This is a genomic window from Leptospira tipperaryensis (assembly GCF_001729245.1).
Lineage (GTDB): Bacteria > Spirochaetota > Leptospiria > Leptospirales > Leptospiraceae > Leptospira > Leptospira tipperaryensis.
Window position 1 is genome coordinate 542,136 of sequence record NZ_CP015217.1, and the last position, 22,391, is coordinate 564,526.

At 40.8% G+C, this 22,391-nt stretch carries 16 protein-coding genes and 1 pseudogene; 11 read left to right on the forward strand and 6 right to left on the reverse strand.

What is annotated here, in order from left to right; all coding sequences use genetic code 11:
• Positions 1–93: 93 nt before the first annotated feature.
• Complete coding sequence (locus A0128_RS02660; RefSeq protein WP_069606114.1) at positions 94–1,950, reverse strand: OmpA family protein; 1,857 nt, start codon at positions 1,948–1,950, stop codon at positions 94–96.
• Positions 1,951–2,061: 111 nt separating this feature from the next.
• On the opposite strand from A0128_RS02660, the gene A0128_RS02665 reads away from it, so the two are divergent.
• From A0128_RS02665 to A0128_RS02680, 3 genes are all read left to right on the forward strand, one after another.
• Entirely contained in the window at positions 2,062–3,696 is a 1,635-nt protein-coding gene (locus tag A0128_RS02665) for an ABC-F family ATPase (protein WP_069606115.1), read from the forward strand.
• 358 nt (positions 3,697–4,054) lie between these two features.
• Complete coding sequence (locus A0128_RS02675; RefSeq protein WP_069606117.1) at positions 4,055–6,295, forward strand: adenylate/guanylate cyclase domain-containing protein; 2,241 nt, start codon at positions 4,055–4,057, stop codon at positions 6,293–6,295.
• A 332-nt stretch (positions 6,296–6,627) separates the two neighbouring features.
• Positions 6,628–7,005 (forward strand): LA_3696 family protein, encoded by a 378-nt coding sequence (locus A0128_RS02680; protein WP_069606118.1) that lies wholly within the window; start codon positions 6,628–6,630, stop codon positions 7,003–7,005.
• Positions 7,006–7,018: 13 nt separating this feature from the next.
• On the opposite strand, the gene rdgB is transcribed toward A0128_RS02680, so the two are convergent.
• Together rdgB and A0128_RS02690 are read right to left on the reverse strand one after the other, a co-directional pair.
• Positions 7,019–7,612: an RdgB/HAM1 family non-canonical purine NTP pyrophosphatase gene (gene rdgB, locus A0128_RS02685; RefSeq protein ID WP_069606119.1), complete on the reverse strand. Its 594-nt coding sequence runs from the start codon at positions 7,610–7,612 to the stop codon at positions 7,019–7,021.
• Positions 7,613–7,621: 9 nt separating this feature from the next.
• Positions 7,622–7,960, reverse strand: a complete 339-nt coding sequence (locus tag A0128_RS02690) for an STAS domain-containing protein (RefSeq protein ID WP_069606120.1) — start codon at positions 7,958–7,960, stop codon at positions 7,622–7,624.
• Positions 7,961–8,306: 346 nt separating this feature from the next.
• Here A0128_RS02690 and A0128_RS02695 point away from each other — a divergent pair, with 346 nt between their 5' ends.
• The 6 genes from A0128_RS02695 to A0128_RS02720 all read left to right on the forward strand — a co-directional run bounded on the left by A0128_RS02695 (position 8,307) and on the right by A0128_RS02720 (position 15,874).
• Positions 8,307–9,416: a catalase family protein gene (locus A0128_RS02695; protein WP_069606121.1), complete on the forward strand. Its 1,110-nt coding sequence runs from the start codon at positions 8,307–8,309 to the stop codon at positions 9,414–9,416.
• A gap of 25 nt (positions 9,417–9,441) precedes the next feature.
• Positions 9,442–10,326, forward strand: coding sequence for a hypothetical protein (locus A0128_RS02700; RefSeq protein WP_245667190.1), 885 nt, complete (start codon positions 9,442–9,444; stop codon positions 10,324–10,326).
• A 69-nt stretch (positions 10,327–10,395) separates the two neighbouring features.
• A complete protein-coding gene (locus A0128_RS02705; RefSeq protein WP_069606122.1) occupies positions 10,396–11,370 on the forward strand; it encodes a class I SAM-dependent methyltransferase in 975 nt (324 codons plus the stop codon).
• A complete protein-coding gene (locus tag A0128_RS02710) occupies positions 11,367–13,697 on the forward strand; it encodes an FAD-binding oxidoreductase (protein WP_069606123.1) in 2,331 nt (776 codons plus the stop codon). The genes A0128_RS02705 and A0128_RS02710 overlap by 4 nt, the downstream gene beginning before the upstream one ends.
• Before the next feature lie 149 nt (positions 13,698–13,846).
• On the forward strand, positions 13,847–14,770 hold the full coding sequence (locus A0128_RS02715; RefSeq protein WP_083244035.1) for an MBL fold metallo-hydrolase: 924 nt from the start codon (positions 13,847–13,849) through the stop codon (positions 14,768–14,770).
• A gap of 33 nt (positions 14,771–14,803) precedes the next feature.
• Positions 14,804–15,874 (forward strand): NAD-dependent epimerase/dehydratase family protein, encoded by a 1,071-nt coding sequence (locus A0128_RS02720; protein ID WP_069606124.1) that lies wholly within the window; start codon positions 14,804–14,806, stop codon positions 15,872–15,874.
• Positions 15,875–16,045: 171 nt separating this feature from the next.
• Here A0128_RS02720 and A0128_RS02725 read toward each other — a convergent pair whose 3' ends face one another.
• The 3 genes and pseudogenes from A0128_RS02725 to A0128_RS02730 all read right to left on the reverse strand — a co-directional run bounded on the left by A0128_RS02725 (position 16,046) and on the right by A0128_RS02730 (position 18,693).
• Positions 16,046–17,140 carry an SH3 domain-containing protein gene (locus A0128_RS02725; protein ID WP_069609061.1) on the reverse strand — a complete coding sequence of 365 codons (1,095 nt, stop codon included), beginning with the start codon at positions 17,138–17,140 and terminating at the stop codon, positions 16,046–16,048.
• A 164-nt stretch (positions 17,141–17,304) separates the two neighbouring features.
• Positions 17,305–17,424: pseudogene (locus A0128_RS22510) on the reverse strand (hypothetical protein); the annotation flags it as partial.
• A gap of 174 nt (positions 17,425–17,598) precedes the next feature.
• Positions 17,599–18,693, reverse strand: a complete 1,095-nt coding sequence (locus A0128_RS02730) for a sensor histidine kinase (RefSeq protein ID WP_069609062.1) — start codon at positions 18,691–18,693, stop codon at positions 17,599–17,601.
• A gap of 498 nt (positions 18,694–19,191) precedes the next feature.
• On the opposite strand from A0128_RS02730, the gene A0128_RS02740 reads away from it, so the two are divergent.
• On the forward strand, positions 19,192–20,478 hold the full coding sequence (locus A0128_RS02740) for a phosphoinositide-specific phospholipase C-related protein (protein WP_069609063.1): 1,287 nt from the start codon (positions 19,192–19,194) through the stop codon (positions 20,476–20,478).
• 518 nt (positions 20,479–20,996) lie between these two features.
• Positions 20,997–22,298 (forward strand): GAF domain-containing SpoIIE family protein phosphatase, encoded by a 1,302-nt coding sequence (locus A0128_RS02750; protein ID WP_069606127.1) that lies wholly within the window; start codon positions 20,997–20,999, stop codon positions 22,296–22,298.
• The last annotated feature ends 93 nt before the right edge of the window (positions 22,299–22,391 follow it).

Here is a 22,391-nt window from a genome sequence, read left to right on the forward strand (position 1 = left end):
AATTGAATCCAAACTTTTGTGGGAACTCCCATAAAAGCCCATTTTCAACACAGATCCTTCGAATTAGAAATCAGTGTGGGAACTCCCAACTTCTCATTTCTTTTTCAAAATCGTAAAGTTCACCCTTCGATTCTTCTTCCGGTCTTCGTCCGAATCATTTTTATTCAAGGGAACGCTGTCTCCAAAACCGCGAGTCTGGATTCTTTCCATCGGAATCGAATGTTTTTTGGAAAGATATTCCGCGACGGCTAACGCGCGTTTTTCGGAAAGGAGGAGGTTGTCTTTTTTCTTACCTACGTTATCCGTATGACCTTCGATTTGAATTTCAATTTCGGGGTTTTCTTTAACGATCTCGGCCAGTCTGTCCAGTTCCGGAACGGATTCTTGAGCGATTTGAAAGCTCTTTGTTTCGAAAAATAAGTTATTGATTTGAATCGTTCCTCGTTCTCGGATCGGAGGCAATTGTAAGACGACTTCCACGTTTTCGGGAATTTTTTTCTTGGAGCTCAAATTTAGATTTTGGGAAACGGGAAGATATCCTTTCTTTTGAGCGTAAAAACCGTAATTCTCTCCGAAAGGGAGGACGATCGAAAAGTTTCCGTTGGAAGGATCGCTTTTTGCGCTTCCGATCTTCTCATGAGACTTTAAGGATTCGTAATGTATATCGGCCGAGAGAGGGTTTCCGTCGGTGTCTACGACCTTGCCGTTGATGACAACGACCTTATCGGGGCGCATCTCTTTCGGAAGATACGCCATAAACAACTGTCCTTCTTTGCTGATATAAGCCCAGTCGCTGTTTGCGGGAATGGAAAAGAAATTCACACCTTTTAGATTTTCAGAAACTTCGGTAGGTTTGGTCCATTGGTCCCATCCTTCTCCGATTCTTTTTGTCATATAAATGGAAAGTCCCTTGTGTCCGTCGCTGGAAAAGTAAAGAGTTCGGTCGTCGCTCGCAAGAAAAGGAGCCATCTCTTCGTGTTCCGAGTTGATCACTTCTCCTAAATTCATTCCTAGAGGAAAGGTTCCATCGGATAACATCTTACTCACGTAGAGATCCAACTTTCCCTTTGCGTCTTTGTGTTGCGAAGAATAGATCAAAATTCTTCCCGAAGAAGAAAGTGTGGAGCCGCCGAAAACTTCCTGGCTCGAATCGTTTTTCTTTCTATATAAATTATAAAAATCAGGAAATTTTAATATACTAGGCTTCGACCAAGATTCTTTTTCTTTAAAACTCTTATAAAGAGGAACTCTTCTTGTGATCTGTCTCGACTTGTCGTCGTATTCGTTTCTGAGTTCTTCGATTTTTTTTCTGTATTCGTTTGAGTTTTTGGAAGAACGCGCGGCCGCTTCTCCTTTGGATTCGAATTCTTTACCGAGTTCGTCCAACAATTCTTTTTCACCAAACGTTCCGAAGACGAATAATTCGTTTCCTCCGGGAAGCGCGGAGATCACAGCGGAAGGCATCTCGTTGTTCAGAGGAGAACCCATTTCTTTTCCGTCTTCCCAAAATCCTCTTTCGTCCAGTTTGGAATACCAGATCTTCTGAGTTCCGGACTTGCCCCGTTTGATATAAGCGGTCCAAAAAAGATGTTTTCCATCGGGAGAAGCGTTCGGATTGAACGCGAAAATATTATGATTTACGTAGTCAGGAATTTTTTTGATCGTCCATGGTTTGATCTCGCCCGAGTTGAGAAAGGGATAGATTTCGTATCGAATCGGATTGCACGTGGAACCTTTCATGTTGCAAAGAATCCGAACGGTCTTATCGTTGAGTTTGGAAAGTTCGGCTGTAATTTCGTTCGATTCGATCGGAATGAATGCATTCTCCGTGCTCAATAATTTTCCAAACTGCAGAATCTTTCCCGTAAAGATTTTATCTTCAGCCTGAAGGCCAGTTAGGAAGGGAAAACTTAGGATCAAAGGAAGAATGGATCGAAGTTTTGAACGCATACATTCTATTCTTCGGTAGAATTTCAAAACTTCTTAATTCTCCTTTTTCTTGGCAAAAAACCCTACCTTGAAAATCATGGTCATGATTCTCCCCCTGGCAGGTATTCTCAGATGATCAGCACTTCCGGATTAACCCTAAACTTTGGTAAAAAAATTCTTTTTGAGAACGTCACGGTTAAATTTAAGGAAAACTGCCGCTACGGATTGATCGGTGCAAACGGCTCCGGTAAATCCACCTTTATGAAAATTCTCGCGGGCTTGGAACAAGCCGCCAACGGCGCGGTTTCCATCGATGCCGGAGTCAAAGTTGGATATTTAAAACAGGATCACTACGAGTTCGAAAACGAAACCGTACTCAATACCGTGATCATGGGGAATAAAGATCTCTGGGAAGTTTCTAAGGAAAGAGATGAAATCTATTCCAAGCCAGAGATGTCCGACGAAGACGGAATGAGAGTTTCGGAACTCGAAGAAAAATACGGAGAACTCGGCGGTTACGAAGCGGAAAGTACCGCGGGAGAACTTCTGGAAGGTTTGGGAATTCCCACTCCGAGTCATACGCAGACTCTTTCTTTTTTGACCGGGGGTTTTAAACTCCGAGTATTATTGGCGCAAGTATTGTTTCAAAAACCGGAAGTTCTTCTTTTGGACGAGCCTACCAACCACTTGGATATCAAGACCATTCACTGGTTGGAAGAATTCTTAACAAACTATCGCGGCGTCGTCATCGTGATTTCCCACGACCGTCACTTTATCAATTCGATCGCGACTCATATCGCGGACTTAGACTACCAATCTCTTACGATTTATCCGGGAAACTACGACGAATATATGGAAGCTTCTACGATGGCTCGGGAAAGACTTTTAGACGAGAACAAACGTAAGAAAGAAAAGATCGCCGAACTTCAAGAATTCGTAACTCGTTTTAGTGCCAACGCGAGTAAATCAAAACAGGCGACTTCGAGACAAAAGCAGATCGAGAAGATCAAACTCGACGACGTAAAACCTTCTTCTCGGGTTTCTCCTTATATTCGTTTTAAAATTAAAAAACCTTTGGGCAAGGACGTGATTCTCGCGGACAATATTTCCAAAACCTATGATCGACCTATTTTTAAAGATTTTACAACCAACATCACAAAGGGCGAAAAGATAGCAATCATCGGGACCAACGGGGTGGGGAAGACCACTCTTCTGAAAACTCTGATGAAACAACTCGAACCCGATTCCGGAAAAGTTTTGATAGGAGATTCCGTTACAGCTTCTATCTTTCCTCAGGATCACAGAGAAGGAATCGTAGAAGACGCGGACACGATCGTGGAATGGCTCTATCGTTATGCGGATCCGGGAACGGAGATGGAAGAGATTCGCGCCATTTTGGGAAGAATGTTGTTCAGCGGTGATATGGCCAAAAAACCGACGAGCGTTCTTTCGGGAGGAGAAAAATCTCGAATCATCATCGGAAGAATGATCATGACCGGCGACAATCTTCTCGCGCTCGACGAACCTACGAACCACTTAGACTTGGAAACGATCGAAGCCCTGAACTACGCGTTATCCGTCTTTGAAGGAACCGTAATCTTTGTCTCGCACGACCGAGAATTTGTTTCCTCTCTCGCAACGAGAGTGATCGAAGTTTCCACCGAAGGAATTCGAGATTTTAAGGGAAGTTACGAAGATTTCCTCGAAAGAGAAGGTGCGGAATTTTACAAACGTTTGTCCGGCGGTCCTGTTCTCGCAGAAACCTGATTTTCTTCCTCGCACTCCGCTCGATTTTGAGATCTTAAAATCGAAAACAAAAAAGCCTATTTCGAAATATCGGAATAGGCTTTTTAAATTCAACTAGTCCGGATTCGTCTTAGATAAAACACACACTTTACATTCTTTGAATGAAAGGCGTTGTATATTTATAAGAATTAATGCGAACTGGAATCTGTTCAAAACTCATTTATAAATGCAGTCGCTTTTGTTTGAAATTTATTTACAATTCTTTAAAGATAGAAAGAACAAAGGTGATTCTTAAAAATCGATTGATAAAAGTTTACTCGAAATTGACGCCCCTCCTCTTTATCTTATTTTCTCAAAATTGGAATAAGAATTAAAAATAATGAATTCGAATCTAACGACTTTAAAACACAATCTACCATCGTGCGATTCTTTGCCTTGGAAGCGGAAGACAGACGGACGCGGAGTTTTTCAAATTCTATCGAGATATGTTTTAATACTTCTTCTTTCTTTTCTCGCACCGTTTATCCTAACGATTTCTTCTACGGAATTGAATGCCCAAGTGGAACTTGGAACACTGAAGATGGAAAATCCTGCTCGAGATTATTCGATGAACGGAAGGTGGTATTTTAAAACGTTAGACGACTCCGCTTATGCAAGACCCAACTATTTCCACACGCACTGGAATTTTTTCGAAGTCGCTAAGAGCTGGCATTTGGAAGGATATGATTATGACGGCGTAGGCTGGTTTCGGATGAACTTTATTCTCTCACCCGAATACGAAGGCAAAAATCTTGCGGTAATGATTCCTTATATCGAAAACGCTCATGAATTTTTTCTCAATGGAAGTTTGATCGGTAAAAAAGGGGAAATCTCCGAGAACGGTAATCTTCTCTCTTCCGACACGAGGAATGACGTTTATACGATTGATTCTTCCCTTCTTAAAATTGGAATTCCGAATGTGATCTCGGTAAGAGTCAGAAGCGCGGGAGGTTTAGGGGGTTTTGCACTCACGGATTTCTATATCGGGATGGAGCAGAATATTCGGAAAAAATTCAATCTGCATCTGATCTGGGCCTCCGTTCTATTCGGCTTTTTTGCGTTCAGCGGTCTTTATCACATTTTATTTTATTCAGTTAGAAGAACGGAAAAACATTATCTCTACTTTGGAATTCTTTGTCTTCTCGCAGGGATGCAAACCTTGGGATACAGGACGATTACTTATTGGTTTTATAACAACGCTTGGTTTAACCAATTCTTAAACGGAACGGGGATCATCCTGTTTTCAGTTTTTATGATTCTCTTTTTTCATAATTTTTTTAAATCCGGTCATTCGATTTTTTCCAGACTTTTTATCGGTCTTACATCCGCGATCTACCTATGTTTTGTTCTTTCTTATATTCCTATTCTTTCCGGTGAGAATTTATATTCTTTCATAGGATTCTTTTGGAGGAATCTGCTTCCGCTTTCTATCGTTAATATCTTCTTCTCAATTTTTTACGGCCTCTATCATACGGTTCGAAATCTAAGTAAAAATCGATATGAAAGTAAGGTTTTATTAGTCGGGTTTTTTATACTTCTTCTCTTTTTACTTCACGGCTTCTTTTCCTATATGGGTTATATAAATCAGAACTCGTTTATGGAGTTTGGATTTTTGTTGTTTCTTTTTTCCATTGCGTTTTCTCTTTCGATCCGATTTTCACAGATACATTCTAAAACGGAAACTCTGAACGAACAATTATACAATAAGAATGAGGAGTTAACAAAGCTCTACACTTCGTATGCTCGTTTTGTTCCTAAAGAATTCCTAAATAATTTAGGAAAACATTCCATTTTGGAAGTGAGTTTAGGAGATCAGATAGAAAAAGAAATGTCGGTTATGTTCTCGGACATACGCTCGTTTACGGAGCTTTCCGAAAAAATGACTCCGGAAGAAAACTTTAACTTTCTCAATTCCTATTTGAAAAGAATGAACCCGATCATCCAGTCGCACTCCGGTTATATAGATAAATATCTTGGGGATGGAATTATGGCGTTGTTTCAAGAAAGTCCCGAAAACGCCGTAGACGCCGCGATTGAAATGCAGAATTATTTGATTACTTACAACGAACATCGTGTTAAATCCAATTACAGACCTATCACGATCGGCATCGGGATACATTATGGAAAGATGATGTTGGGTACGATCGGAAGCGACGAAAGAATGGAAGGAACGGTGATCTCCGACGCAGTCAATGTTTCTTCGAGAATCGAAGGACTAACCAAGGTTTACGGTTCTAAAATTATTATCAGCGAACAGACGATGTATAGACTTCCGGACCCTGATAAATACAGTTATCGTCTTTTGGATACGATCACCGTAAAAGGAAAGAGCGATCACCTCTGCGTTTACGAAATTATCGACGGCACGGAGCCGTCTCTTTTAGAATTAAAATTATATACAAAACCTATCTTTGAGAAAGCCGTATTGGAATATATGAAGCATGATTATGAAACTTGTATCGAGTATATGAAGAAAGTTCAGGAAATCAATTTGAACGACAGGGCCACCCATCTGTACATTCTACGCTGCGAACAGGCAATCAATCAGGGTGCGCGTCACAGTTGGAACAATTCGGTATAAAAATTTCGTTTTTCAAAACTAAATGTAGGATAATTTTTTTTGGGGAAATGCGGTATCGACCTTCTAATCTATTCAATGGATTGATCTCCTTAGTTTATAGCTCGAATTGAATTTTTATATTTTTTGCGTCATCTTCGCGAAAAATATTCTCCATAAAATGATTCTCTTGGCGGAAAGAATTCTCGGTTTTCTTTTTTAGATCGAAGAATTTATTTTCTAAATTCTAAAAATAAATTCAAAAAATAGAATGTTTTCAAAGGACTTTGGAACCGTTCTTTTCGGGGAGAAGAAAAATTCTTGCCCGAAATTTATTTAAGAGGCATTCTATGGCTATGTCAGCTTTAGTTCAAAAGGTTCCCAAACGTTTGGGTGAGGTTTTAGGTCCGGATGGTACAGTTGAATTCGTGGATTTCCTGAATCATTCCTTTGGAAATAGTCAAACAAATACGATCGAAATCGTTAGCGATCGATTTGATCGTCGTCTCAAGGAAGAGACAAATCAAATTCGTATGGAAATGTCAGGTCTTCGTTCGGACTTTTCAGATCTTCGAGCTGATTTTGCCGATCTTCGGGCTGATTTTGCTGATCATCAATCGGAAATAAAATCGGAAATCGCGGAAATTCACAAAGCGATTTCTACTCAGACGAAATGGGTCTTCGGAGCGATCATCGGATTGATCGGAGCATTTTCGATTATCTTAAAATTCTAATATTCTAATTTGATCAGCTTGGATTGCTTTTCAGAAAGGAAAGAAGTCTATTAAGGGCTTCTTTCCTATGGGAAACTTGGTTTTTTTCGGAATCTGAAACCTGAGAAAAAGGTTTTTGAAATGCGGGAAAAATAAAAACAGGATCATATCCAAACCCGTAAGTTCCGATCAGATCATATTCTTCCGATATCGTTCCTTCACATTTTCCCTCAAACGTCTTTTCGGTCTTTCCGTCCACGTAAGCGATTACACAAGCATAGTAAGCGTTTCGATTTTGATTTCCTTTTAATTTTTCCAAAAGAAGAAGCGCTCTTCCTTTGTCGTCGAGACCTTCTCCTCCGAATCTTGCAGAATAAACTCCGGGGGCCCCTTCGAGTGCGGAGACACAAATCCCGGAATCGTCGGCTATGGAAGGAAGTTGCGTAAGGCGAAATAGTTCTCTGGCTTTGATCAATGCGTTTTCAGAAAACGTGGAACCGGTTTCTTCCGCGTCAAAAGAAACGTTCAGATCCTTTGGGGTCAGAATCTGAACGCCAAGCTCCTTGAGAATGGAGCCGACTTCTTTTACTTTGTGCGCGTTATTTGTGGCGAGAGCGAGTTGCTTCAAAGAGCGGAATTAACGATTTAGTTTAAATTCGTCAAAGGCGTCTTCAATGTTCGGGACTACTTTGAAAACTTTATCTAACATTGTAATTTCGAAAAGTTGAAGAAGATCTTCATCGTTTACTACGATGATAATATCGCCTTCGGCGCTTTTGAATTTCTTTTTATAGGAGACAATGATGCCTAACGCAGTCGAGCATATATGGCTCACTTCGGTTAGATCAATAATGATCTTTGGGCTAGGGTCAAAATTGTGTTCACTCAGGTTTCGGTCTAATTCTTCACTGTCGGATTGAAGGATCGATCCGGCAATTTTAATGATATGAATATCGTCTTGTACGGTTATTTCCATGGGTGTCCCGTTACTTCTGTGGCTGTTTGGTTTCGCTTTTTCAACTAAAAAACCAAACCGGAATGGGATTTTTGATGCGTTTTTTATAATTTCGCCGATTTCTATGTCACTTGAAGAAGAATCCGCGTTTTTCTTCTAGAACTCGTTCCGCTTTGCGGTTTTTTTATTATATTATCAATCCGAATAGGAACCCGCAGTGAAATCCGGAGGTCCTCCGATCTTTTGAAAGTTTAGAATCTAAATTCTTCGGAAGATAAAAGTGGAAATTCTTCCAAAATAAAAGAGAAGAATTTCTCGAAATTTATGATTCGATCCTCGGGACTATTTCAGTCGGTCGGAGCAAATGATGTTAAAGAAGATCGGATTTATAACAGTTGGAATTTTATTCTTACTCGTTTTGTTGTTTTGGATCGGGCAAGGGCCTCGGGTCGCGATTCCAAAAGATACACAACCTGGTGCGGAGTTCGTATTCCCAGGCGAAGAAAATACTACACAGGATACGCTCGCACTTTTGATTTCCTCGTTGAAAGAAAAATATCCGAAAGGTTCGGAAGCAAAGAGGGACGCGCATCCGTTCGCTCACGGTTGTGTGAAAGGTAATTTTACCGTTTCTTCCGAAATACCGGAAGAATTCAAATTTGGTATATTCAATTCTCCTAAAACGTTTCCGATTTGGATTCGTTTTTCAAACGGTTCGATCACAAAGAAACCCGACTTTGAAGGGGACATTCGAGGAATGGGAATCAAGTTGATGGGAGTGGACGGTCCTAAGTTGGCCGAAGACGAAAAAAGGACGCAAGACTTTCTTTTGATCAATCACCCAGTTCTTCCCGCAGGCGCTCCCGAAGAATATCTTTCCTTGTTCAAAGCGGCATTCGCCAAAAAGCCGATGTCTTATTTTTTCGGAGGGTTACCTTGGAATTGGAAACTCACTGCTTTGAAAGAATCCATCTCGATTCGGGGAAAAAAAATTCCGGACGTATTAGAAATTCGTTATTGGAGTACAACCCCTTATCGATTGGGAAAAGAATCGGTTGCCGTGAAATATTCTGCGAGACCTTGCGAAACCAAAGTGCTCAAAGCTCCGGATTCTCCCGCTGAAAATTATCTGCGTCAAACTATGATTTCCCACTTAAAAGAAAAGTCGGCTTGTTTCGAATTTATGATTCAAAAACAAGGAAATCCGATCTCTATGCCCGTGGAAGATCCCGCGGTTCATTGGAACGAAACCGATTCTCCTTTTGTTCCCGTTGCCAAGATCGAAATTCCGATTCAAGAATTTGCGACTTCCGAACAGGATCAATTCTGCGAAAATCTTTCTCTCAATCCTTGGCATAGTTTACCGGAACATCGTCCGTTAGGCGGAATCAATCGTGTGAGAAAACTCGCTTATGAAACGATTTCAAAATACAGAAGAACTCAAAACGGAGTTACTCCGATCGAACCTACGAAATGATTTTCCAAAGAAAGGATAAAATTTTATGAAAATGCATAAACAACAAAACGATTCTTTGATTCACTCCATTCTTTTTAAGAATGGAGTTCGGTTTAATAAGAAGATTCTTTTTTTGTTCGTTTTCTTTTTGAGCGCTTCTTTGTTTTCTCAAGCCCAAGGCGGTTATTACAATCTTGTCTATTCCAAGATGGGCGTGATCGGTTCGATCGAATTTAACGGGATGACAATTCTTCCCGAATCCAAAGCCGACGACGTGAGCGGCCAGATAGATCTGAACGTTTGGATTCTTCCCGGCGTCAATAAGATCAAAGTCAAAGGTCTGAGAAAGAAAAAGGAAGATGAAATCGCTCCTCGCATTCAGGCGATTCTTTATCTCGGACAAAAAGGACAGTTCCCGGATGAAGGTCAAAAAATTTCCGGTTATGAATGGAAGGAGGGGGAGGAAACTCAAAGGAAGCTTCCTTTCGAAGAAGAGATCAGCTTTACTCCTACGGAAATTCCTCCGTCCGAACTCTGGAAGATCGCGGAAGAAATTCAATGGAACGCGGATGATAAGGAAAAAATCCAAAAGTTGATTGCGGATTTATACAACGGCTTTCAAAAGAAAGACGAGAAGAAACTTCTTCAGTTGATGGAATTTCGAACTAAAGAATTTGCAAGAGCAAGATACATTTCTCCGGATGAGGAAATTAAGGATCTGAATAAGGGCGTGAAGAGTATTTTGAAAAGTGTCGGAGGTAAACTTGATAAGTTGGAACTCGGGGATTTACAATTTCAATTGATTGCCGATAAAAAAGTAATTTCCGTTCTTACAAAGACTGGAAAAAGCCCGATTGAAAGCAAGAAGATAGGTTTTTCGGTCCCGCTCTTTTTGTCGAAGATCCAAGGAGAATGGGTGATTTCACGTTAGCGATATCGACTTGAGTATTTTCAAAATTAGAATTGTGTAAAATATTTAGATCTTTCAGTCTGGCGGACGATGAAAGATCTAAATAGAAAGCAGTTTCTAAAATCCTTTTTTTACTTATTCTTAAGCGGACTAAGCTTCGATCTCCTTTCTAAGGATAGGAATGGAAATCTCAATTCTCCTCTTTTCGATGAAAATTCCAATTTCAAAAGTGTCTATTTGGATCCGAAGCTGAGAGAGGAATTTTTTCTCTTTCTCAAAAACGTATATCATCTTTATCCGGAAGAAAATTTTCACAAACTTATATTCGAACTTTCTAAATCAAAACGAAACGATCGCGAAGTCTACGAGGCGATTCTCGGAGAACTTCCTCATATCAAACCTTTTGCCGGAATCATCACTTACGCCCTTCCGGCTCTCAAAAAACAAAAGATCGAAATCTCGAAAGAGGTTGTGGAAATTCTGGGCGAGGGAAGTCGATATAACGGTTATCTTGAAATCGGAACGACGGGAAGATATGTAAAAGGTCTCAAAAAGAAAATTCATATCGAAGGCGACGTTTTTATTTTAAACGATCAAGAACCCAAGTTCAATCCCGAAGATTTAGTGGAAAGGGGTCAGATCAAGAAAGCGGGAAAGTTTGTCCCCTTGGGAACCTATGATCCGATTTTAGAAAATTCGATTCCGTCCGAAAGTCTGGATCTGGTTACAAATTTTATCGGATTTCATCATTCGCCGTCCAATCGTCTGGATGGATTTATCGAGTCCATCGTTCGAGTTCTCAAACCGGGTGGAAAACTCGTATTGAGAGATCACGACGTAAATTCAAAGGAAATAAAACGTATCGTTGCTCTGGCTCACGATGTGTATAACGCAGGTTTGGAAATCCCTTGGAAAGAAACCTCGGTTCAGATAAGAAATTTCACTTCTGTGGAAGAGATAGAAGAAAGATTGAGCCGATTCGGACTAAAACCTTTGGGCAAATATATTTTGCAACCAGGCGATCCTACTAAAAATACTCTTATGGCTTTCGTAAAACCACAATGAAAAAATTTATTCTTCTACTTTTTGTTTTTGTAAGTTCTTCTTATGCCGACCCGACTATCGTAAACGACGTTACTCAGATCAATCCGATCGCAGTAAATCAAGTCGTTACACCGGTGAGTATCAGCGAAATCCAAGAGTTGGTCAAAAATCATTCCGGACCGATTTCGATCGGAGGCGGAAGATTTTCCATGGGTGGTCAGATCGCGACCGAGAACGCCTTGTTCATCGATACCAGAGAGTTCAATCGAATTCTTTCCTTTGATCCAAAGACAAGATTGATCACGGTAGAACCGGGGATTACTTGGAGAAAGTTACAAGAAGCGATTGATCCTTTCGATCTTTCGGTTCAGATCAAACAAACGTATTCGAACTTTACGGTCGGCGGCTCGTTGAGCGTAAACGCACACGGAAGATATGTCGGTTACGGGCCGATGATTTTATCAACACGATCGATCAAAGTTGTTTTGAGCGACGGAAAATTAGTAGTCGCAAGTCCGATAGAAAATTCCGAAATTTTCTATTCTTGTATCGGAGGTTACGGAGGGATCGGCGTCATCGTAGAAGCGACTCTGGAGCTCACGGAAAATAAAAAAGTAAAACGATTTGTAAAGAAAATGCCAATCACCGAATACAAAAAATTCTTCTTTGAAAACGTTCGGAATAATGCGAAGGCGCAGTTTCATAACGGAGATATTTATCCTCCCGCTTATGAAAACGTAAACGCCGTTACTTGGGAGGAAACCGAAGAGCCACTGACAGTTCCCGACAAGATCGTTCCTATCAAAGAAAGTTACTGGCTGGAGAATCTGATTTATTTTTGGTTAACGGAACTTCCATACGGAAAAGAATTAAGAGAAGCCGTTCTCGATCCTTTGTATTATCGCAAAGATAGAATCGTCTGGAGAAACTACGAAGCCAGTTACGACGTTCAGGAATTGGAACCGCCGACGCGAAAAATCAGCACTTACGTATTACAAGAATATTTTGTTCCGGTCGAGAAGTTCGACGAATTTTACCCTTTGACGAGGGCCATTTTTCAAAAACACGACGTGAACGTGATGAACATTTCGATACGTCATGCGAAACCGGACTCCGGATCTTATCTGGCTTGGGGAAGAAAGGAAGTCTTTTCGTTTGTGGTCTATTACAAACAAAGAGTTTACGAAAGCGCCAAAAAGGAAGTCGGTGTTTGGACTCGGGAATTGATCGACGCCGTTGTAAGCGTAGGCGGCGCGTATTATCTTCCTTATCAATTGCACGCGACGGTTCCACAATTTGAAAAGGCATATCCGAACGCCGAACGTTTTTTCGCGCTCAAGAGAAAATTGGATCCTCAGTATAAATTTCGAAATAAACTCTGGGACAAATATTATTTTCACAACCCGGATGACAGAAAGATCCGCCAAGATCTGGATTCTTTAAAGGATTATATTCGGAATGAAGATCAGACCTTTTTAACTCTTCCGGAATGGTATATCGTATTTAGTTCCGATGAATATGCGGAATTTCTAAAACATTCTCCGCCGAGTGCGTTTCCTTATTTCAGTAGTATCGCGCAGTTTTGGAAAATCTACGGGCGAGTTTTCGGAAAAACCTGGGCCTCTTACGAATTCAATTGGGGTTATCATCTGATGATCAACGTGATCGGTGTCAGTTATTCTACTGAACTTCTTCTCAAAGGGCTTTATGAGAATTCGATCGGAAGAATTACGGAGATCTTTTCCGGCGGCAAAGCGCCTAACGAGGCAATGAAAGTAGAAGCGTATATGCAGAAAGTCGCCGAGGAATATACCGACTTCGTTCGTTTGCGTCCTTGGTACGAATATCCTTTCTATACAAAGTTTAAGGAATTTTGGAGAATTCAAGACGGAGAGAATACGAGTCGGGTTCGGAGATTTGAAAGAAGAATATTTTTTTCTACTGAACTTTTGGCAAAAGCGGTTTACGGAAAGTTAATCGGATTGGGGACGGAGGGCGTCTACGCTCCTGAAACTTTTGAGATCAAGGCTTGGGTAAAACAAAACGACGGTAAGAATAAGATTCTTTCCATTCCAAGATATGAGGCGTTTACTCAGGCCGTTCCCGAACTCGTTAGAAAAAAAGTTTCCTTTGTTGAAATCGCAGGCAATCGCCAAATTCTTTTGACGCTTCGTGTTCCTAAGGACGTCGATTTTCAAGACTCGGAGAATATTTTGTATCAGTGGGAAATTCTTACCGTACCGAATTGGAAGCGGGTAGCCTTGATCGCTCCGGTCAAAAGACTTCATGAAATTCTAATGAATGCTGACAAAAACGGTTATCAGGTGGATCACATTTTTGATTATTGAATGATAGAAACTGGAAGGCGATTGAATGGTTTGTTAAAAACGGAATTGGTTCCCAAAAAAAATCCTTTCCTAAATTTTTGTTTCCGATTTTTCATTAACCGTTTTTAAATTGACCTTGCTCATTTCGCTTTAATTTGAATTCTAAGGATATGAAATATATCTTTAGAATTTCGCTTCTTTTCTTTATCATTTCCTGTTCTGTGACTTCTCACCAATCCAAGCAGGTTCAACTCGGCAAAACATTTTCTTTACAGAACTTGAATCAAGATGCAAAGGGGCCGATCGTCTTTCAAAAATTCGTTGCTGCGGATTGGGAAGTGGAACGTGCCGGATTGATCAACTTGAACGATCCTAAGGCCGCGGGTTTAAAACCCGGTCCGGAACCGATTCAGATTTACTTTTACGTTATCGATCATCCTAAGTTCGGAAGATATGTGATCGATACGGGCATCTCCAAAGCCTTTCGTAAAGATCCTAAGGAATGGCCGATTTCTTCCATCGTAGCTTCCGCAATGAATACGGCGGCTCTGAAAATTAAAATCACCGTTGACGAATGGCTTAAAAAAGATCCGAAGAAAGTCGAAGGAATTTTTTTAACTCACATGCATCTCGATCATATCATGGGAACGAAAGACTTTTCTTCCGGTCTTCCTATTTTTGTCGGGCCTAAAGAAACCACCGGAAAAAGATTTATCAACATGTTTGTCCAGGGAACCACGGATGATATTTTGGGGGAGAATCCGAATCTTTCCGAACTTGCGTTTGAAGAAACAAACAATGCTCCCGGTGTTCTTGATTTCTTTGGAGATCAATCGCTTCTGATCTTTCATCTCGAAGGTCATACGCGAGGAAGTCTTGCATTTCTGATTAAAAGTTCGAACGGCGCTCAGCTCGTTTTAGGAGATTCTTGTCATACGAGTTGGGGATGGGAAAACCAAGTTCCGCCCGGAGATTTTACGGAAAATCAGGAGAAGAATGGAGAGGCTCTGGCGTTTCTAAAAAAGATCGCTTCTAAATTTCCAGGAATTCAAGTTCACCCCGGACACCAAAGTATATCAGGAAATCGTAATTAAGTTTTTCTTTGAGAAAAAATTTGGAGAATTTATATGAAAGAAATCGATCGTTCTAAACCAGTTCTTGTCACCGGAGGCGCCGGATATATCGCGTCTTGGGTGATTCAGTATTTACTCGAAGACGGGCTTTCCGTACGAGCAACGGTAAGAGACAAAGGAGATTCTAAAAAGATTTCCCATCTTCTCAAGCTCGGAGAAAAGTTTCCCGGAAAGTTGGAATTCTTTGAAGCGGATCTTCTCAAAGAAGGTTCTTTCCTGAATGCGATCCAGGAAAGAGGCGGAGTTGAACTGATCATTCATACCGCATCTCCGTTTCTTAGAGACGGAGTAAAAAATCCTCAAAAGGAACTCGTGGATCCTGCTGTGTTAGGAACCAAGAACGTTCTTTTATCTGCGAATCAAAGCTCATCGGTCAAAAGAATCGTTTTGACTTCGAGCATTGCGGCGGTAATGGGCGACAACAGCGACGCGTCCAACCATCCGGAGAATCGTCTTTCAGAAGCGGATTGGAATACGACGAGTAGCCTTTCACATCAACCGTATCCTTATTCTAAAACTCTCGCTGAAAAAGAGGCCTGGAAGATCGCCGGAGAGCAATCGCAATGGGATTTAGTAACGATCAATCCTTCGTTTGTGATGGGACCTTCTCTTTCCGAAAGGGCGGACGGAACAAGTGTAAACTTTATGCTCTCTATGATTAACGGTAAGTTTGCTTCCGGGGTTCCGGATATGATGATCGGTTTCGTGGATGTGAGAGACGTCGCACGCGCACATATCTTAGCCGGATTTACCCCTTCCGCGAAAGGAAGGCATATCGTTTCTTCGGAGACTTTGAAATTTTTAGACGTTGCCAAAAAGATTCAGGAAAAATTTGGAAATCGTTTTCCGGTCCCTAAAAACGCCATTCCAAAATTTCTTACTTATTTGATAGGACCGTTTTTCGGACTTTCCTGGCCTTACATTTCGCGTAACGTAGGAATTCCGTTTGCTCTCGATCACACGTATAGCAAAAAAGATTTAGGACTTACTTATAGACCGATTGCGGAAACCTTTGCGGAACACATTCAACAAATCGTTTCTTCTAAGATGTTGTCAAAAAAATAAGCCGAGGTTAGAAGATGCGCGGATTCTATGAAAATCATTTTAATATAGAATCCGAATGTGTTAAGAATCTTAAATTTCTCTTCCAATATTTAAGCGGAGGAGAAATTTAAAGGATTCTTTTCTGGATTTGTATTCCCTAAAAAAATAGGAAGTTTTTTCGGTGGAGAGTCGCTAACAAGCGTCGCCGCCTGATAAAAATAAAGTCTGTAATTGCCCGTTTGTTATTTTTGCAAACTCGTTTATATAACCGTCGTAGCCGTTGTGGTGGAGAATCAAGATCGGCGTTCCGTTTCCGTCCAGATCAAGTGCGTCGATAAAATGATACTGTCCTCCGTAGACCGCTTGTTCGTTCATTAGAACATCAAATTTTTCGAATATCTTTTTTCCCAGGTCCTCGTCTTTGAATTCGTAAATTGCGGAGTAATAAGATTTTTCTTCGTATTCTGTTTTGATCGCATAACGGATAAAAATGTAATCTTTTCCGGGAGAATGAATCGTATACAAATCTCCCCTTTTTAAGAGTTTAAGCTCGGCCGCCTTCGGGTGTTTCTTTTTAAAAATCGAATTTGCGGAAGCGTCCAAAATTTTGGAAATTTTTTCAGAAGGTGTATAACGATCCGATCGAACCTGATCGCCGATCTTTGAGCCGAAAATCGCAAAGACTGAATCATGATATGTATCGATTTTTCGAAACGCGTTGAAGTTTCCTTTAAGAACTCGAACTTCCTGACAACCGGTGATTTCCTTTGTTTCCGGCGTAAATTCTCCGGCAACGTTTGTGCGTTCATAGGCGATCGCTTTTTCCTTTTCTTGAATCTTCTTCTTTTCTAAGAAATAAGTTTCCGCAGAATAGTCGCTCGCCGAGAACCACTGGTTTTTGATTCGAATCGCCAAAGAGCGAAACCAGGATCCTTCCGTTCCGGATTTAATGGACCCGAATAACTTTGCGTCCGACAGGTCTTCCGGTTTTCTTTTGCTCAGGAACTCGGAGGCGGCAAATCCTTTTGCTCCCGTTTTTGTTTTGATTTCCTGCCATTCTTCAAATTGAGAATCTTCTTTGATCCAGACGCTTTCTCCCTTATCCAACTGAAAAAGAATCTTTCCGTCTTTCGGCTTCTCTCTGACATTCAGTTTTCCATCTGAAGTGAGAACGTATCGAGGAGAGAGTTTCTCTTCCGCGGAAAGGGAATTGAGCAAAAATAGAAGAAGAGCGGCTAACGCGATTTTGGAAAATACGAACTGCGATTGTTTAGGTATTCTTTGCATTTGAAGAAACTGAATCGCAAGTCCGTATGTTTTCAAGAAATTATTTTTTGATTTTCGCGTCGGAGAGTGACATCGCTTTTTTTGCCGATCGTTCTCCCATTCCCCGATAAAAAGGATATTACCGGCTTCTCCAAAAAGAGTTCCTTTGCCGTTTCTTTTCTCGTTTAACCGTTCTCCAGTATATCGAGAACCGTCGTCGTAGATTGCATTTCTTGGTCTAAGATTCCGTTTTTGTATTCTCCTATAAACTCAATACCGTTTGGAAGAATTAAGATTCCTTTTCCTTCTGGTTCACCGTTAACAAAATGAGTACTTAATTTGGTTTGATCCGGCCAAACGAAGACGCCTAATTTTCTTCGTCAGTCGAAATGAATGTTTATTTCGGCAAGAGGCAAGTTATAAAATATTACTTTAAGAATCAGCCGTAAGGATGGCTTTGGCGCTTGGGACGCGGCCCATTAAACAAAAATCATATTCGCGGAAGTCCCTCTTCCTTTCTCGCTTTCCAGCAAAAACTCGGCTTCGGTAAGTTTTGCAAAGTCTCGACAGAGTTTGATTCCGAGTCCGGCCCCTCCTTCGTTTAGGGTTCCCGGAGAAGTAAAGGATTCTTTTGAGAGAACTTTTTCTAATTCTTCCGCGGACATTCCGATCCCTTCGTCCAAAACGGATATTATGTTTTTATCATCTTCTGTTTTGCGCGCCCGAAGAGTGATCCTTCCTCCGGGTTTTGAAAACTTGAGAGCGTTTACAAATAAGTTTCGAATGATCACTTTAAAGATTTCTTTGTCCGCGCAGATTTTTAAGGTCTCGTCTAAATCAGTCTCAATGTTTATGGATTTGAGTTTTACATAGTCGTTGTACAAAGCTACCAATTCCTGTATGGTCTCAGTCGGAGAAAAGGTGATTTTGTTTGTCGCAATACTTTTTGAATTTGCCTTTACCCAATTTAACGTATTGTCGATCAAATCGATCGTTAGATACGTTTGTATATTCAGTTTTGATAAATAAGGATAGAGTTCCGCCGCGGAAAGATCTTCGTCTTTAAAGAGTGCAATTAAAGAGATGATTTGGATCAAGGGTGTTCTTAGATCGTGCGCGAGAATGGAAAGTAACTGTGTTTTTGTGGAATTTGTATGAGTGAGTTCAATGTTTAATTTTTCTAGATCGTCTATGTCCTGGAAAGCGACGGCGTTTAATTCTCCGAACTCGGTGCTCCGAACGTGAAACCATCTTTCTCCGTTCGTTTTCGTTAGAATTTTTGTTTTCATCGAAGCGCTAGGTTTTCCGCTTCTCCCCCCGTGGTTGACTTCCAAAAACCAATCTTCTCTGACTGTCTTTCTATAGGTTTCATCGGGATAGGCTTTTAAGAACCATTCTTCAATGGTTGGAATCTCCTGGATTCTATAACCTATCATTTCCCGAAAACTTCGATTGAGATAGAGTGTTTGGAACTGATCTCCTTTGACTTGTGAAAGTAAAACCGGACAAGGAATGAATTCTACAAACCTAATTTTATCTCCGATGTTGTCTAAGGCTTCCTGGATCAATTCCATTTTTTTAAAATCCGCATTTAGATTCGGATTCTTTTCCAAATCTATCTAATATAAAGAATATCTAATAGTATACTGCGCAAAAGATTCTCCAATTAAAAAATATTTCTTTTTCCAAAAAGCAAAAGCGTTTGTGGCAAAAGTCTGTCATCAATATTCAATAAACATACTTTATCTTTCTATTTGATCCAGCGTGGGAGGAGAGATAAGTGAGTCTTCGCTCGCCTTTTCCATATTTTACGATTAAAATATATTCTAAGTTTAGAATATTCGACAAATGCTTTGATTTAATCTTTCGAGATTCCTATTTTCTTCTTTTGAGTCCGGATGTGGAGTTTCGTTCGGAAATTGTTCTCGGAGTTTGCATATTTTATCTTTGTAGGTTTAAAAAAGAATTCTTTGTAAGCGGGATATAAGTGGGTTTTGGAACTCTTCCGTTACTATCCTCTTTCAGTGAAGACCTCCGTTTGGAGGAAAGCCAAATATACAAAGGTGAAACTTATGAAGAGAATTTTATCCATTCTCATCTTCTCTCTTTTCTTGGGAACGATGGGAAATCTTTATGCGAGTCGCGGAGCCGTTGTGGAAAATCCGATCGACGTTTTTGAAAAATCTTTCGAAAACAAAGTCCTTTCCATTCAAAGAAAAACCCAGGTAAACGAGAACCTTCCGGTTCATCGGGCCCTTTTTTATGGAACCCACAATTCATATAACAGCAAGTCATACGCCGGGCCGTTTTTTTCTTACGCATTCCCGAATCAAAAATATTCCATCGGGGAACAACTTCGTCTCGGAGCTCGTTTTATCGAGTTGGACGTGCACTGGGCTCTAGGAACTCACGCTCGTAAGGAACTCCTTCTTTGTCACGGACAGGATAACCACGTCGGTTGTAACGTCTTTGATCGTCCTTTCTATAAAGGTTTGCAAGAAGTCCGTGATTGGGTTTCCAATTCCGCAAATCGCAACGAAGTTTTAGTTCTTTATATCGAAGATAAGTTCGACGGTCATTCTTCAGAAGCGCTCCAGACTCTGAAAGATTATCTTGATCCTTGGTTGTATCGTTATTCAGGAAGTTGTTCCGATATTCCTTCTCCGGAGAATATGCCGAAGTTAGGCGATATGGTCGCTTCTAATAAAAGAATTCTTCTTATGAGCAACGGTTGTTACGATTCTCAGTGGAGCGGTTACTTCAAGAAAATCTTCTTTGGCGGTTCTACCGGAAGTCCGAAAGAATTCAAAGGTTACCCGGATTGTAATTATTCCAGAGCGACTTACAATTCTACTATGGTTCGTTTTTTTAACGATACCACAAACTACTTCGGCTTTTACGACGGTGTGAAAGAAAGCGGTTCTTTTACGGATGCAAACATTCAATCGATGCTTGCTTGCGAGGTGAACGTTTTTGGTATCGATCAGTTCGATCCAGACTTTGCAAAAAAAGCGATCTGGTCTTGGAACGCTTCGGAGCCGAACAACTGGGCCGGAAGCGAACACTGCGCCGTCGTCTGGTCAAACGGAAGATGGAACGATCTTAATTGTTCTTCTTGGAATCGTTTTTCTTGTAAGGATTCTTCCGGTAATTGGTATGTGACCGCGGGTGGAGGATCTTGGTCTTCCGGAAATTCTCAGTGTTCTTCGGAGACGGGTGGAAGATATAAATTTTCCGCGCCTTTGACTCCGTATGAAAATAGAAAATTATTAGAAGCTAAGAATTCAGTCGGCGCCGGCGATCTTTGGATCAACCTCACCGATCAGGCTTCGGAAGGAAACTGGCTCTTGGGCAATTGATTCTTCAGAGCAACTCTTTTAAAAATATTTCCTGGGACGGATATTTCTTCCGTCCCTTTTTTTTATCCTTTTTCACGATGGGCTTTTCTCTTCGAAAGCCCATTCGCAGGCTCGCACTGAGTTCTTTCTTTTTATTTCCATTCCTTTATTAAGGTTTTGCTTTGGTCGGAACTCCGGCAAACACTCCGTTTTCTGGTCGATCTTCCTTTTCGATTCGAAGGCATTTCCGATCTTGATTCTTCTCTCCCTCGAATCAGTCAACTTTCTGTAAGAATGTCTCTTTCTTTCCCGTCTTTCGTTTCTGGATGCATTGCGGAATCCAGATTCTTTTATAAGAATCGGGACTTGTAAATAATTGATTTATAAGGACAAAAATGAATGGAATTTTCCTATTTTTGTGACAATCTGAGCACCTGAATTTCTAAGGTTTCAAGCGAAACGGCTTTCTAATCAAATCGATGCTACCAAATACGATCCAAACCAAGGAGGAAACCTTACGTCGCTTTAATAGGGAATTGATGTCCCTGGCCAAAAATCCGGTTTTGGATAAAGGCGATTTGAATCCTGCGTTACACGTCCTTACGGAATCGATTTCAAGAGCCTTGGATTGTGAACGTTGTAGCATCTGGTTTTACAGTGAGACAAAAACTTCGATTCAATGTCTCGATCTCTTTATACTCTCCGAAAATTCTCACAACTCCGGAATGGAACTCCTTCAAAAAGACTATCCTCGTTATTTCGAAGTTCTCAAAGAAGAACGTTTGATCGTCGCCGACGACGCGGTTCACGACGACTCCACAAAAGAGTTTGCTCCGAATTATCTCGTTCCTTTGAACATTCTTTCGATGTTGGACGCTCCGATTCTTATGGATGGAAAACTTCTCGGAATCATCTGTAACGAACATGTGGGCAAACGCCATGCTTGGACCCTTGAAGAACAAACCTTTGTGGGTTCTCTTGCGGATATGATTCCAAGAATCTTTCAAGCGGTGGAAAGAAAGAAGGCGGAAGAAGAATTAAGAAAAGCGAATGAACGTTTGGAATATACGGTTAGAACAAGAACCAGAATCATTCTAAGTCAAAAGGAGGAGCTCGAACATCAAATCAAGATGGCAAAAAAAATTCAAGGAGCTCTTCTTCCCGCAACTCTTCCAAAATCAAAATATCTGGATCTTCAATATCTTTACGAACCTATGATGGAACTCGGCGGGGACTTTGTGGACTTTCTCTACGACGAGGAAAATTATACGCTTGGATTTTTTATCTGCGACGTTTCCGGTCACGGAGTTTCCGCGGCATTGCTCGCTTCGATGGTTAAGATGTCTTATTCGAACTGGGGGTCGTTTATTCAAAATCCTGAATTTGGAGTCGTTCATATTTACGAATCCCTTGCCGGAAAATTTGCGGGTCATTTTATCACCGCGATTCTCGGAACTCTAAACGTTAAAACCGGGGAAGGAAGAATGACCAACGCGGGTCATTGCCCGCCCGTTTTGCTTCGCAGAGGAAAAAAGCCACAGGTCTTTAATCAAACCGGAGCTTTGCTTACGGATTTAATTCCTTTAAAACTGGAAACCGTTCCCTTTCACTTGGATCCCGGAGATCGTCTGGTTCTTTATACCGATGGGATCATAGAAGCTTTTAATTCGAATCGAGAAATGTTTTCAGAGGAACGTTTGCTTTCCAATTTGGATTCTTCCGAAAACGAAACCCTGGATGGGCTTTGTCAGAAAGTTTTTTCTGAAGTAAATCGTTTTATGGGAGTGGCCCATGAGGGATTTTCGGACGACCTTACGCTTCTTGCTCTAGAAAGAAAATAAACTTTCGTTAGACGACTTCTTCTTATTTTCGAAATGATTTTTAAGAATAATCAATCATTCTTATGAAATAAATTGTTAAAATACGAAAGTAAA